Origin of the sequence: Acidithiobacillus ferrivorans (assembly GCF_016250455.1) — a bacterium.
GTDB lineage: Bacteria > Pseudomonadota > Gammaproteobacteria > Acidithiobacillales > Acidithiobacillaceae > Acidithiobacillus > Acidithiobacillus ferrivorans.
Genome location: NZ_CP059488.1, coordinates 2,339,146 through 2,352,518, shown reverse-complemented (window position 1 = coordinate 2,352,518; position 13,373 = coordinate 2,339,146). Strand labels below are relative to the sequence as shown.

Sequence of the window (13,373 nt, the reverse complement as noted above, 5' to 3'; positions counted from 1 at the left end):
ATCTACCTCGTGCTGGTGTTTGTCTGGTTCAGATCCTGCAACCGGAGGACACTGCGTTCCTCCGTCATCAGAGCGTGAATGGCAGCAGCGCCGGCGATGGCGCCCGCCAGGGTGGTATAGTAGGTCAATCCCATTTGCAGCGCTGCACGACGGATACTAAAAGAGTCGCGCACCGATTGCCGTTCATCTACGGTGTTGATGATGATCTGCACCTTACCGTTTTTGATCGCATCGACGATGTGGGGACGGCCTTCAGTCACCTTGTTGACTGCGGCGACTTCCAAATCTTCCCCATGCAGAAAAGCGGCAGTGCCCTTGGTGGCGATCAGCTTAAAGCCGAGTTCGGACAATGTCCGTGCCGCTGGGATAAGGCCCTTCTTATCTGCATCGCGGACGCTGAGAAAAACGGTGCCGGAGCGCGGGAAGTGTTCACCGGCGCCGATCTGTGCCTTGAGGAAAGCCTCGCCAAAACTAGCACCGATGCCCATCACCTCGCCAGTAGACTTCATTTCCGGCCCCAGCAGGACATCCACACCGGGGAATTTGATGAAGGGGAAGACGGCTTCCTTAACGCTGAAATGGGGCGGATTGGGAATCTGCGGAATGCCCTGTGCGGCCAGTGATTTCCCGGTCATACAGCGGGAGGCAATCTTGGCCAGAGGCCAGCCGGTGGCCTTGGAGACGAAAGGCACCGTCCGTGAGGCGCGCGGGTTCACCTCCAGCACATAGATGCGCTCTTCCTGGACGGCAAACTGACAGTTCATCAGGCCCACCACACCGAGCGCCAGGGCCAGTTCCACGGTCTGCCGCCGGATTTCGTCCTGAATGGCTGGGGACAGGGAGTAGGGCGGCAGGCAACAGGCGGAGTCGCCGCTGTGCACACCTGCCTGCTCAATGTGCTCCATAATCCCTGCCACAATCACCTGTTGCTCGCTATCGGCGACGGCATCAACGTCTACTTCCAGGGCGTTATTCAGGAAACGATCCAGGAGAATAGGTTGGTCATTGGAGATGCGCACTGCCTCTACCATATAACGTTCGAGGTCATCTTCGCCGTAGACAATACGCATTGCGCGACCACCCAGTACATAAGAAGGGCGCACTACCAACGGATAGCCCAGTGCGCGCGCCTTGCTCAGGGCTTCCGGGGCACTCCGCGCAATGGCGTTTTCCGGCTGCCGCAAGTTGAGGCGCTGCAAAAGTTGCTGAAAGCGCTCGCGGTCTTCCGCCAGATCAATGGAATCCGGAGTGGTGCCGACGATGGGTACACCGGCGGCTTCCAGATCGTTGGCGAGCTTCAGCGGCGTTTGACCACCGAACTGGACGATCACGCCCTGGGGTTTTTCGACAGCGACGATTTCGAGGACATCTTCCAGAGTGAGCGGCTCGAAATACAGACGGTCGGAGGTGTCGTAGTCGGTGGACACAGTCTCCGGATTACAGTTGACCATGATGGTCTCAAAGCCGTCTTCATGCAGGGCCATGGCCGCATGCACGCAACAATAGTCAAACTCGATACCCTGCCCGATCCGGTTGGGGCCACCTCCCAGGATCATGATCTTGGGCTTGTCACTGGGCTCTGCCTCACATTCCACCTCATAGGTGGAATAGAGATAGGGGGTGGGTGAACGGAATTCGGCGGCGCAGGTGTCCACCCGCTTGTAGACGGGGCGGATACCCAGCTTCTGGCGATGCTCCCGCAGGAGCTGCTCGCGGCAGCCCAGCAGACGGGCGAGGCGCCGGTCCGAAAAGCCCATGCCTTTGAGTGTGCGAAGCCGGGTGTTATCGAGACTCGCCAGAGGGAGACCGCGCAAATTCTCCTCCGTTTGGACGATCTCGAAAATCTGTTCCAGGAACCAGGGGTCAATGTGGGTGATACGCTGTAGGCTTTCCTGATCCCACCCACGCCGTATGGCATCCGCCAGATACCAGAGGCGATCGGCACCGGGGACCCTTAACTCTTGCTCCAGCTTTTGCAGGGTGTCTGGATCATTCCCGACGAGTTTCTCATCAAGACCATCCACGCCTGTCTCCAGACCGCGCAGCGCCTTTTGCAGCGATTCCTGGAAGCTGCGGCCAATGGCCATCACCTCACCTACCGACTTCATCTGAGTGGTCAGATGGGCATCGGCCTCCGGAAATTTCTCGAAGGCGAAGCGGGGGATTTTAGTGACCACATAATCGATGGTTGGCTCGAAGCTCGCCGGCGTCGCCTGGGTGATGTCATTGCGCAACTCGTCCAGGGTATAACCCAGCGCGAGCTTGGCGGCAATTTTGGCAATAGGAAACCCGGTGGCCTTGGAGGCCAGCGCCGATGACCGCGACACCCGCGGATTCATCTCGATGACGATCAGTCGCCCGTCTTCGGGGTTGACAGCAAACTGTACATTAGAGCCACCGGTATCTACGCCGATACGGCGCAGGACAGCGATAGAGGCGTCGCGCATGCGTTGATATTCACGATCAGTGAGGGTCTGGGCGGGGGCTACGGTGATGGAGTCCCCGGTATGAATACCCATGGGATCGAGATTCTCGATAGAGCAGACAATGATGCAGTTATCCGCCCGGTCGCGCACCACTTCCATCTCAAATTCTTTCCAGCCGATAATGGATTCTTCGATGAGGATTTCGTGGGTAGGGCTGGTCTCCAGGCCACGTGCAGCGATTTCCTCAAACTCCTCGCGGTTATAGGCTATGCCGCCGCCGGTGCCACCCAAGGTGAAGGAGGGCCGGATGATGACCGGGAAACCGATATCTTCGGCGATCTGCCGTGCGCCTTCCATGTCATGGCCAAAAGCCGAACAGGCTACTTCCAGGCCGATTTCTTCCATGGCTTTTTTGAACAGGCCACGATCTTCTGCTGCCCGGATGGCCTCGACCGAGGCGCCGATGAGGCGGACGCCATACTGCTCCAGTATCCCCTCCCGGTGCAGGTCCAGGGCACAGTTGAGTGCCGTTTGACCGCCCATGGTGGGGAGGATGGCGTCGGGGCGTTCCATGGCGATGATGCGCGCCACGGTTTGCCACTCGACGGGTTCGATGTAGGTGGCGTCCGCCGTCTGTGCATCGGTCATGATGGTGGCGGGATTGGAGTTGACCAGAATGACGCGGCAACCCTCTTCCCGCAGCGCCTTGCAGGCCTGGACACCGGAATAATCGAATTCGCAGGCCTGGCCGATGATGATGGGGCCAGCGCCAATGAGGAGGACGCTTTTGATATCCTGATACTTAGGCATGCCGACGGTCTCCGTGCTGGTTCATGGCGTGAACGAAGTCGTCAAAAATCACACTGGCGTCATGGGGGCCGGGCCCGGCCTCTGGATGTCCCTGAAAAGAAAAGACGGGTAGGTCCCGATGTGCCATACCCTGCAAACTACCGTCAAACAGAGAGGTGTGTGTCGCAATCAGACAATCAGGCAGGGTATCCGCGTCTACCGCAAAACCATGATTCTGGCTGGTGATCAGTACCAGGCCGCTGCGCAGATCTTTGACTGGATGGTTAGCCCCGTGGTGTCCAAATTTCATCTTGATGGTCCTGGCACCCAGGGCCAGTCCCAGTAACTGATGCCCCAGGCAGAGCCCGAAGGTGGGAATGCCTGCGGCGATGATCTGACGCATGGCCTCTTTGGCATAGTCGAGGGCCGCAGGATCGCCGGGACCGTTGGAGAAGAGCACACCATTCGGGAGCAGGTCAATCACCTCAGCAGCCGCAGTGCGGGCTGGCACGACGGTCACTCGGCAGGCACGATCGGCCAGCAGGCGCAGGATATGCCGTTTAGTGCCAAAGTCGTAAACCACCACATGGCGTTGTGACCGGGTGACGGGCTGTGCGTGATAGCCCTGATCGGGAGCGCCGCTGGCGAGATTCCAGGCGTATGTCTCCCGGCAGCTCACATCCTGTACCAGATCACGACCGAGGAGGCCGGGGAAGGCACGCGCCGCAGCAAGGGCGTCGGCATCGTTGACCGCTTCTCCGACGAGGACGGCAGCATTCTGAGCGCCGCCATCCCGCAGCCTGCGGGTCAGGGCGCGGGTGTCGATCTCGGCAATGCCGGGAGTCTGATGTGTCTGCAAGAAAGCATGCAGAGTTTGAGTGCTGCGCCAACTGCTGGGTGTGCGCGGCAGGTTGCGTACGACCAGAGCAGAGCAATGTATCCGGGCGCCTTCCATGTCCTCCGGATTGACGCCCGTATTGCCAATATGCGGATAAGTGAGCGTAACGATCTGCCCCCGATATGAGGGATCAGAAAGGATCTCCTGGTAACCACTCATGGCGGTATTAAAGCAAAGTTCGCCCACTGCCAGGCCAATGGCACCAAAGCCTTTACCGCGATAGATGCTGCCGTCTGCCAATGCCAGGACCGCCTGCACGCCCCACCTCGCCAACTTAAAGAGGATGCAAAAAAAGGGAGGGGGTCCCCTCCCACGTAGATATCGTCTATTCTAAGGACCCGGAGGGAAGTGGTCAACGCACTATTGCTAGGCTGCACGGTGTAACCGCATCATCATGCGGGTGTTTTAAGGACGTTGGTAGAGATAAGCTCTTGAGTGGTCATGTTCTAATGATAAGTTTGAATGTTGTTTTATGATTTGAGGAAGGAGTGTTTTATGGGTTGGATGCAATGGTCTGTGCTTGCTGTGGGTGGCGTGTTGGTGTTGACCGCGTGTGCAACAACTACGACTAACGGCATGGCACCACAGCCGCAAGGAGTCGCGAGTAGCCACCCGGCACTTGCCGCTGCCCCGCTGCCTTCTGCTCCTGCCGCCCGATCGCCGTTGGAGCACAGAGCGCCCGTTGTCCTGCCGCAGGTGGCGCCTGCAGTGGTCTCACCGTCGGTTACGTACTCGTCCACGGTCGTACCATTGACGCCTCTCGCCCCTATGCCGTCCATTCCCTCCACGACGACTATTCCAGCCGTGCCCTCTGTGGCGCAGACGCTGAGCGGTGCCAAGATCTCCTTTTCTGGTGAATGGCAGGCAGATATGACCAAAGCGCGCCAGGATAGTGCCCGCTGTGCGGCGATGTCGTCTGCGCCACAGACGGCATGCTGGCAAGGCGTCTCCCACTGGGCGCAGAAGCGAGCGGCGCGCTATCAATCTCTGAGCACTCAGGCAACGGGTGCGCAGGCTCAGCAGATGCAATCTGCCGCGAAATTTTTTGGAGTGACCAGCGAATGGGCCAGCGCTTGTGGCGCCCTGACCTCACAGCAATGTGCAGAATCGCCGCTGATCGGCAAGATGCAGCAATGGAAGGCATCTGTCGGGATTTCCGGAACAACGACACCTATGCCCTAGAGCAGGGCTGTTATGTCCGCGGCAAATGAGTTTTCATTAAATAATATTTGTGTGCCTGCCATAAATGGCGGGCGCTTATTCGAGGCTGTGCCAAAAACGGCAGCATTCGAGTTTTGAGAACAAAATCTACAGGCTGACCAGAATTATAAATAGCTGCAATTAATCAGAACAGTACGGCAACAACACCAACATATCGTATAGTTAAAATATAATAAATTAATTATGGACTGCTAATTGCAATATTGTCCAATAACAACATAAGCAGGTGTGATTATCTATGTTATTTAGGCAGTGCGCCGCCAGGAAGAAATTGCTTTCGTATGTTCTGGGGGATCCCATCACCAGGCAGGGAGTGATTATTGACCCCACGGTAGATCTTGTCGCCCAGGCACTGTCATTTTTGGCAGAGCGAAAAATAGCGTTGCAATATGTTCTGCTAACGCACTTTCCCGACCCCACGCTCGAGGATACGTTGAACCAACTTAGGTCCTTCGGTCCGCGAGTGGCGGCGCACGAATCGACGGAATACCAAGGTGTCGACGTGCGTTTGCGGGATAACGACATTGTACATTTCGGTGAGGAGACAATCCGGGTGATTCACACTCCTGGGCAAATGCCCTGTGCGGTTACCTATTGGTGGGCCGATCGCTTGTTTACCGGTGAAACACTCCTCGCGACAGGGCCTGGCACCTGTGGGCAAGGAGGCAATATTGCCCAGCAATGGCGCAGCATCCGTGACAAGTTGCTCAGATTTCCTGATGAGTACCTGATTTTTCCCGGTCGTGAATCCCGCAAGCGCCGCGTAGCTTGTGTTGCGGAGTTCCGTTTGGCTTTTGGTAACCAATCTGGTGTCACTGCTCCGGCAGTCCACGAGTACAGTGCCCAGACTCAATCTGATCATGCAGCCCAGTCAGATAAAACAACTAACAGTAGTAGCAGCGAGATGGTGGGAGCGTAGGGAGGCCCGTGATGAAGGCCCGGACATTTTACACAGTATGTATTGGAGGTTCAGGTGTTTACAAAGAATAAACGCTACAAAATGTGGGCACAGATGGTGTTACTACCAGCATTGCTCACGTTGGGGGGCTGTTCGAATGACGGCCTATATCTGTTGAAGCCGGAAGGTTTAATATCGCATACGTTTTATCACTACTTCATTCTCGATGTCGTGATTATGTTATTGATTATTGTCCCGACAACGGTACTAACCATATGGGCTATGTGGAGATATAGAAAAGGTGGTAAAGGACGTTATGATCCAGCGTGGAGCCACTCGAATGCCATAGAAGCCATTGTCTGGGGGATTCCCCTGGTGACAGTCGGCATCTTGTCTTACCTGTCAGTAAAGGCTATCTATGATGTCAACCCTTACAACCCGGGCGTAATCGCCAAAGCTCAAAAGGCTGATGGCAGAGATCCCGTGGAGGTCGACGTGATCGCGACAGATTGGCGCTGGCTGTTTATTTATCCGCAACAACATATTGCCTCGGTAAATGAATTGGTGGTTCCGGTAGGAACTCCTGTCAAGTTCCGTCTAACGTCCACTTCCGTTGTGAATGATTTCATTATTCCCCAGTTGGTTGGGATGATTGATGTTATGCCAGGCATGCGCACAAAACAGGCATTGATGGCCGACAAGGCCGGTACCTACATAGGTTATTCTGCCGATTACAGCGGCGCAGGGCTTTCATGGATGCATTTTCAGACGAAGGCCGTAAGCGCGGCCCAATTTGCGAAATGGGTGAAAAGTGCTCAGCAATCTCCCCAGCATCTCAGCTATGTTGGTTTTGATCGCTTTGCAAGACCTTACATAGCCGTTGGTGGTGACCAGCAAATCTTCGGTAACGTGCAATCCGGTTTGTTTGATTATGTGATTGGCGAAGTCATGCACGGCAAAGTGTGGCCGACACCCATGGCGATGACTGAAAATATGGTCAACTACATGCAAAAACAACGTGCCAAACAGAAAGCGGGAGACTATTGATATGCTAGTACATTTACAAGGGCCGTGGACTCCTCTGCTGGGTCGTCTCACGCTTCAGCAAATACCGTATCATGTCCCGATTCTCGTGGTGACTTTTATAGTTGTGGCCATCTTGGCTGCTGTGGTACTGGCGGCAACGACGTATTTTGGTAAATGGGGATATCTCTGGCGAGAATGGTTGACAACGGTTGATCATAAAAAAATCGGGGTTATGTATATTTTACTGGGGCTGGTCATGTTGTTGCGAGGATTCGCTGATGCCTTGATGATTCGCACGCAACAGGCAATGGCCGTGGGTCCTAGTTCGCCGGGGTATATGGGGGCGGTGCATGGATATCTTACGCCGTTCCATCTGGGGCAGATTTTCACAGCCCATGGATTGATCATGATAGTGTTCGCAGCGACCCCGTTGTTGGTAGGGCTGATGAACATCATCGTGCCCTTGCAGATTGGCGCCCGAGATATGGCTTACCCATACCTGAATGCCTTGGGATTGTGGCTCACTACAGCCGGTGCGGCATTGGTGATGGTGTCGCTGTTTGTCGGCAATTTTGCCCACGGTGGATGGTATGGATTCGTGCCCTATTTTGAATTGCCATATAGTCCAGGTGTTGGCGTCGATTACTGGATGTGGACTTTCCAGTTAGCCGCGATTGGTACCTCGTTGGGCAGCATAAATCTGATTGCTACTATCGTCAAAATGCGTGCTCCGGGTATGACATGGATGCGTATGCCCATGTTCACATGGGCGTCCATCAGCACCAACCTTATTGCGCTCACCTCCTTTCCGGTGTTGATGGTCGCGTTGGCTTTGCTCGGCCTGGATCGCTATGTTGGCACCCATTTCTACACTTCTGGTATGGGTGGTAACCTGATGCTTTATAATGATTTATTTTGGGTTTGGGGGCACCCGGAGGTGTATTTCCTGATTCTTCCAGCTTTTGGCATAATGTCAGAAATAATTCCCACATTCTCTGAAAAGACCTTGTTTGGGTATGTGACTATGGTGATTGCATCATTCGCCATCGGCGGCGTGTCCTGGGGTGTTTGGTTGCATCACTTCTTCACTATGGCTGCGGCACCTAGTGTCAACAGTTTTTATAGTGTAACGACCATGTTGGTAGGTATCCCTACCGGTGTCAAAGTGTTCAACTGGATTTTCACCATGTATCGTGGGCGCGTGCGTTACGAGCTACCCATGTTGTGGGCATTGCTTGCGCTTTTCCTCCTGCTGGTTGGCGGCATGACAGGTATGATGAACGCGTTTGCCAGCAACGATTATATGTGGCACAACGGTTTATTTGTGGTTGCGCACTTTCATATGATGGTTTTGGTGATTGCGGCGAGCATTTTTGGTGCTGTTGAGTATTGGTTCCCCAAGGTGTTTGGTTTCAAACTCGAACAGAAATGGGGTAAATGGTTCTTCTGGTTTATGATCCTTGGAACCGGTTGGACCTTTGTTCCCATGTTCCTCTTGGGTTTTGGCGGTATGACCCGTCGTCTGGACTATATCCATTATACGCAATGGTCACCCTACCTTCATATAATGCTGATCGGTATGGTGTTCTACGTGATTGCCGTACTGTTCTTTGTGGCCCATCTGTATGTCAGTCTGCGGGACCGTGCCGAAAATCGTTCGGGTGCAGATGCCTGGGGTACCGGGCGGAGTCTGGAATGGGCGACACACTCTCCTGTTCCGGCATATAACTTTGCTATTACCCCACATATAAATGCACTGGATGAGTGGGCATGGCGCAAGGAAAATGGGCTGACGGAACTGCATCCAGGTAATTATGAGGGTATTCACATGCCAAAGAGTACAGGTGTTCCGTTCTTCCTCGGCATTCTCTTCATGGGCTTGAGTTTTGCCCTCATCTGGCGGATCTGGTGGCTGGCGTTGGTGTGTGTCGCACTTATTGTAGCGCTCATTATCATTCGGTCCTTTGACCGTGATACCGACATGACGATCCCTGCACACGAGGTGGAGCAGGTAGAAAGTGGTGCCCGCGATGGCACATCTGAAAACCTGCCGACGGCCGGCGTACTGGGCGGCACGGTGATTGCTCACTCCGTTCCTCAGTCTGGTACGGGTGGCATCAACGGTAGTACAACCTCCACAAGTCCTGCGTGGGCCCCAATGGATCGCTAACGGACTTATCCCGATCCTTAATTGGGTCGGGAAGCCCGTTTTCGAGCATATCTGAAAAAAGGAGTTATTCAATGAGTGCATCTGCAGCACAAAAAGTCGATCCGGCCCACGCCACACTCTGGGCGCGACACTATCCTGGTCATGACATGATCGGTACCCGGACCTTTGGATTCTGGCTCTATATGTTGACTGACGCCATGGTCTATGCGGCATTATTCGCAACACTGGGTGTGTTGAGTCATGTGGTTAATCTGGCGGGGGGTCCATCGCCCTCTGCGTTTATTAACCCGGTTTATGCGTATGGTGAAACCATTACCTTATTTCTTAGTGTGTTGATTTATGGCTATTCGATGGTTGCGCTAAAAAATGGAAATCGCGGTGGGGTGATTGGCAGTATGTTTGTCGCCATGCTGCTTGGCGTGATTTATTTGGTAATCGCAGGCATAGATATTGGCAATATGTTTGCGCATGGCGTCACTCCACAAGTCAGTGGATTTTTGTCTATATTTTTCACAGTTATAATCTATCACGCGCTGCATATTCTCGTTGGTGTGGTATGGATGTTGGTCATGATGGTCCAGATCGCACGGGAGGGTTTTAGTGCCAACGTAGTTTATCGTCTGATTAATCTTCGACTGTTCTGGCATTTTCAGGCAGTCATTTGGGTGTTTGTATTTACCTTTGTTTATTTGCAGGGGATGGTGGCATGACAGAACATATGCAAAATCCGTTAAATCATCCGGAGGTGCAACTGGCTAATGGTCGCGCATATCTGGCGAGTTTTATTATTTCCATGCTGCTGATGACAGTAGGTCTTTGGTTGGCTGTGGCGCACATCACGACACCTTTCGGGACGGTCCTGATGACCTCTTTCCTTGCTGGCGTGGTGGTAATTATTCAGGGCTACTTTATTTTGCATATGGATATATCCCATGCGCAGATGTGGCATACCGTGGCCATGGTGCTTTTTCTACCGTTATTTGTTGTTACCATCGGATTGACCGCGTGGATGTTCCATGGGTTGTACCAGCGTACCATGATTATGCCTCCAGCAGCGTCCAGTATGGCCCATGTGCCTTCCATGCCTCATTAGTGGAAGGGCGGAGTATGCGGAGTATGTGGCTATGACCGAAAAAGAGACGTTTTAGCAGAGGTCAGTTAATCCCCCACGCAATAGAAGGGGAGATGAGGCCGGTAGTACAGGTGATTGGCTACTTGCTCACCGGCCTCCTTCATCAATCAAATCGCAGAAGGTTGTGCAATGGACTATCGCTGCCCACGTCAGCACTGCCCTGTTTCTGGTCGCCACTTTCGGCTGGATGATGCCAGCCTATCCCTCATCGCCTTCTATCCCGCAGTAACCCATGTCGCCGTCGGGTTTCTGCTCTTCGCACATTCCCATAGAGTTCCTGATTGGCAGGTGGGGGTCTGTACGACCGCAGACTGAAGGCCCACAATGGCAAGGAGCGGGTCATGTGGTTCTTTCCGCAATCCCATAAAGCGACTACAATCGGGACAGTAGTAACCTTAACGGGGTACATCGTAAACGTACGGCATAAGGCGAGATTTATACTACCTATGTGGAATACGAACAGGAAGATGCTGCTGCTGGATAGCAGCGATGCCGGAAATGCCCGACGTTGTGTGTTATGTAATGTCCCAAATTGGCGGACTCAGCGAAGACCACATGAAACACAATGATGCATAAGGTCTGGCGGCGCCCAACCTAACTATGGCTCAATATAACGATGGATAGATAAAATGAAGAACTTAATCTCCCCGAGGAATATGAAAAGAATAATTCAATATGCTTTTCTGATGAGTTATTTTATTGTCTGCTCGTCATCGGCCCTGGCTTCTGATAAATGGCAAAAACTTTGGAGCCGGCTGGAACATGCAACTTATATTCAAACAGGTTCAGGGAAAACGGTAATTTATGACTTTTTCGATCCTAACTGCATATATTGCGCAAAAGCATTCCAATTGGAACGTCCGTTCGCCGATAAAGGCCAGCTCACCGTTCGCTACGTACCGGTAGGTTTCCTCACCGACTCCAGCTTCGGTAAGGCCGCCGCCATTCTTCAGGCACAAAATCCACAAGAAGCCATGAAAAATAACTACATGGAGTTACTCAGAACCGGGCATGCGGCGATCTCATCTGCCACCGCCACGGAAGCCACTCATTCCGCGTTACGGCAGAATGAGCGGATTTTCATAAGTACGGGTGCCACCACCTTGCCAGAGTTGGTTTATAGACTTCCTGATGGACAGGTGGAGGCCTTTCGTGGCGAACTGTCGAAGACGCAACTCGATCTTCTAAGCTCTGGACACAGACTAGACAATTAGAGGCCAGCCAATCATCTTCAGAACTGGTATGTCACACCCGCATTCGCCATGAAATGCGCGACCTGCTGATAGCCATTGGCGTAACGATAAATCGGCAAATAAACCGAAGTATTCAATAACCATTTACTGCTCAAGTTGATCTGCACACCCGGGGTGATATATAGGTTGGAGTAACCACTGTTCATATTACCATATGCAGCATCACCACCGCCTTGGTCATGGCCGCGCCACTGGTAGTTCAACTGCAGGGTAGGGATCAAATGGGTGCCGCTCTCTATCCCGTCATAATGCGCCCCCACGGCGAGATTCACGCTGTCTCCCGGACGATAACCCTGGTAACTATCGAGTGCGTGACGCCATAAGATTTGCGTGAACCATCCCCAGTCGGACTCATTCCCCACCTTATATCCACCAAGAAGCAAGTCGTTCGTACCTGTTCCTGGCTGGGTGTCCCGATCCATGATCGGACCCCCTTGATAATAATTGCCGGCATTGGTCGGCCCTGTAGGCAGTTTTAAACCAAAGGTTATACCGCTGGACATGTCGCTTGAAAAACCAGTGTACATGCCCATTATGCGGATATCCGAAAGAACCGTGGCGTTAGAGGTAAGTATTTGTGGAGAAATGCCCTGGCTCGCATCGGTAAGCCCGACGGCTCCATTACTGTCGGTGACGAAGTGCCTATTCCAGTATGGGATCATCGCCATGATTCCCCACTGATGATTGAACATGTGCTGAATGTTCAAATTAAAGAAATTTGTCTCTATTTGCTTGTCCGGATTTAAATTTCCCGACACGATACTACTACCATGCTGGGTTTCATTCTGGTTCATATAGTCGTACTGAAGGGATAGCTTGGTTTTGTAGAAGGTGCTGGGAAGACCAGGCAAACCCAGATTGAAAACACCACAACCGCAAGCGCAAGCTGACGCCATGTTTGGAATCATGGCGATGGTGATCGCGGTCACCGTAGTCGACAAAAAACGTAACGTTGCAATCTTATGTAGATTAAATAGATTGGCCATACTTGTTTCCTCCTGTTTTGATACCATGTAAGCCATATGCATATTACACGCTGCGCAGCTCGTGTTAACTGTGGCAAATTGTCGCACCGTTACACCTACCTCGGTGGGTATAGTTTTGAGGGGGTTGCCGGTTTTATCCCGGCGGGAGCCGGGTGCGGTGAATCCGCCGCAGCCTCCGCAGCAGAGGACTCCTTTGACAGGATTGAACTTTCCATTGAGCAAAAGACTCACCTGATGGGTGATGACAAGATTCGGATGCGGAAGGCCATTCCTGCGGCCATAAAAGACCACCTGAGGACGGTGGCTTGCTGGAATGGTGACTGTCTTTGGTTTGGCGGACTTCAAGTGCAGTGATCCGTGATTTCAATTCCTCATTCTCCCCGAAAAGAAATCGGATCAGATCATCCTCGGCGGCGTGATCTTCCGCACTCAGGTCAGGCTGTTTCACATCAGAGCAAGGCGTGAAGCACGGGGTTGTGAACAGTTACACATGATCTTCGTTCCGTACATAATCCGGCGCCGTGTATTTTTCATACAGATTCGGAAATAGGCGCAAGAAGTACTCTTTTGTTAC

Annotated in this window: 11 protein-coding genes; 8 read left to right on the top strand and 3 right to left on the bottom strand. The window is 53.1% G+C overall.

All coding sequences use genetic code 11. From position 1 onward, the window contains the following. Positions 1 to 2: 2 nt before the first annotated feature. Together carB and carA are read right to left on the bottom strand one after the other, a co-directional pair. The gene (gene carB, locus H2515_RS11745) at positions 3 to 3,236 is read right to left on the bottom strand and encodes a carbamoyl-phosphate synthase large subunit (protein ID WP_198660219.1); all 3,234 of its coding nucleotides are present in this window, start codon (positions 3,234 to 3,236) and stop codon (positions 3 to 5) included. Beyond that, the gene (gene carA, locus H2515_RS11740; protein ID WP_198660218.1) at positions 3,229 to 4,371 is read right to left on the bottom strand and encodes a glutamine-hydrolyzing carbamoyl-phosphate synthase small subunit; all 1,143 of its coding nucleotides are present in this window, start codon (positions 4,369 to 4,371) and stop codon (positions 3,229 to 3,231) included. The genes carB and carA overlap by 8 nt, the downstream gene beginning before the upstream one ends. A gap of 237 nt (positions 4,372 to 4,608) precedes the next feature. Between carA and H2515_RS11735 the strand changes: the two genes are divergently transcribed. The 8 genes from H2515_RS11735 to H2515_RS11700 all read left to right on the top strand — a co-directional run bounded on the left by H2515_RS11735 (position 4,609) and on the right by H2515_RS11700 (position 11,774). Beyond that, on the top strand, positions 4,609 to 5,295 hold the full coding sequence (locus H2515_RS11735) for a hypothetical protein (protein WP_198660217.1): 687 nt from the start codon (positions 4,609 to 4,611) through the stop codon (positions 5,293 to 5,295). A 310-nt stretch (positions 5,296 to 5,605) separates the two neighbouring features. Continuing rightward, positions 5,606 to 6,253: an MBL fold metallo-hydrolase gene (locus H2515_RS11730; protein ID WP_232821374.1), complete on the top strand. Its 648-nt coding sequence runs from the start codon at positions 5,606 to 5,608 to the stop codon at positions 6,251 to 6,253. Positions 6,254 to 6,307: 54 nt separating this feature from the next. Then, entirely contained in the window at positions 6,308 to 7,279 is a 972-nt protein-coding gene (locus H2515_RS11725; protein ID WP_198660215.1) for a ubiquinol oxidase subunit II, read from the top strand. A gap of 1 nt (position 7,280) precedes the next feature. Further along, entirely contained in the window at positions 7,281 to 9,428 is a 2,148-nt protein-coding gene (locus H2515_RS11720; RefSeq protein WP_198661466.1) for a cbb3-type cytochrome c oxidase subunit I, read from the top strand. Between the two features lie 71 nt (positions 9,429 to 9,499). Next, the gene (locus tag H2515_RS11715; RefSeq protein ID WP_065413839.1) at positions 9,500 to 10,138 is read left to right on the top strand and encodes a cytochrome c oxidase subunit 3; all 639 of its coding nucleotides are present in this window, start codon (positions 9,500 to 9,502) and stop codon (positions 10,136 to 10,138) included. Further along, positions 10,135 to 10,521, top strand: coding sequence for a cytochrome o ubiquinol oxidase (locus H2515_RS16130; protein ID WP_014028457.1), 387 nt, complete (start codon positions 10,135 to 10,137; stop codon positions 10,519 to 10,521). The genes H2515_RS11715 and H2515_RS16130 overlap by 4 nt, the downstream gene beginning before the upstream one ends. A gap of 168 nt (positions 10,522 to 10,689) precedes the next feature. After that, a complete protein-coding gene (locus H2515_RS11705) occupies positions 10,690 to 10,875 on the top strand; it encodes a hypothetical protein (RefSeq protein ID WP_232821373.1) in 186 nt (61 codons plus the stop codon). A gap of 314 nt (positions 10,876 to 11,189) precedes the next feature. After that, entirely contained in the window at positions 11,190 to 11,774 is a 585-nt protein-coding gene (locus tag H2515_RS11700) for a thioredoxin fold domain-containing protein (protein WP_014028459.1), read from the top strand. A 17-nt stretch (positions 11,775 to 11,791) separates the two neighbouring features. On the opposite strand, the gene H2515_RS11695 is transcribed toward H2515_RS11700, so the two are convergent. Then, positions 11,792 to 13,144, bottom strand: a complete 1,353-nt coding sequence (locus tag H2515_RS11695) for a hypothetical protein (RefSeq protein ID WP_198660214.1) — start codon at positions 13,142 to 13,144, stop codon at positions 11,792 to 11,794. Positions 13,145 to 13,373 lie beyond the last annotated feature (229 nt).

Bases quoted from the DNA above. Each gene is read 5' to 3' on its own strand.
- H2515_RS11715 (WP_065413839.1), top strand. From the start codon at position 9,500: ATGAGTGCATCTGCAGCACAAAAAGTCGATCCGGCCCACGCCACACTC.
- H2515_RS11705 (WP_232821373.1), top strand. From the start codon at position 10,690: ATGGACTATCGCTGCCCACGTCAGCACTGCCCTGTTTCTGGTCGCCAC.
- H2515_RS11700 (WP_014028459.1), top strand. From the start codon at position 11,190: ATGAAGAACTTAATCTCCCCGAGGAATATGAAAAGAATAATTCAATAT.
- H2515_RS11720 (WP_198661466.1), top strand. From the start codon at position 7,281: ATGCTAGTACATTTACAAGGGCCGTGGACTCCTCTGCTGGGTCGTCTC.
- H2515_RS16130 (WP_014028457.1), top strand. From the start codon at position 10,135: ATGACAGAACATATGCAAAATCCGTTAAATCATCCGGAGGTGCAACTG.
- carB (WP_198660219.1), bottom strand. From the start codon at position 3,236: ATGCCTAAGTATCAGGATATCAAAAGCGTCCTCCTCATTGGCGCTGGC.
- H2515_RS11735 (WP_198660217.1), top strand. From the start codon at position 4,609: ATGGGTTGGATGCAATGGTCTGTGCTTGCTGTGGGTGGCGTGTTGGTG.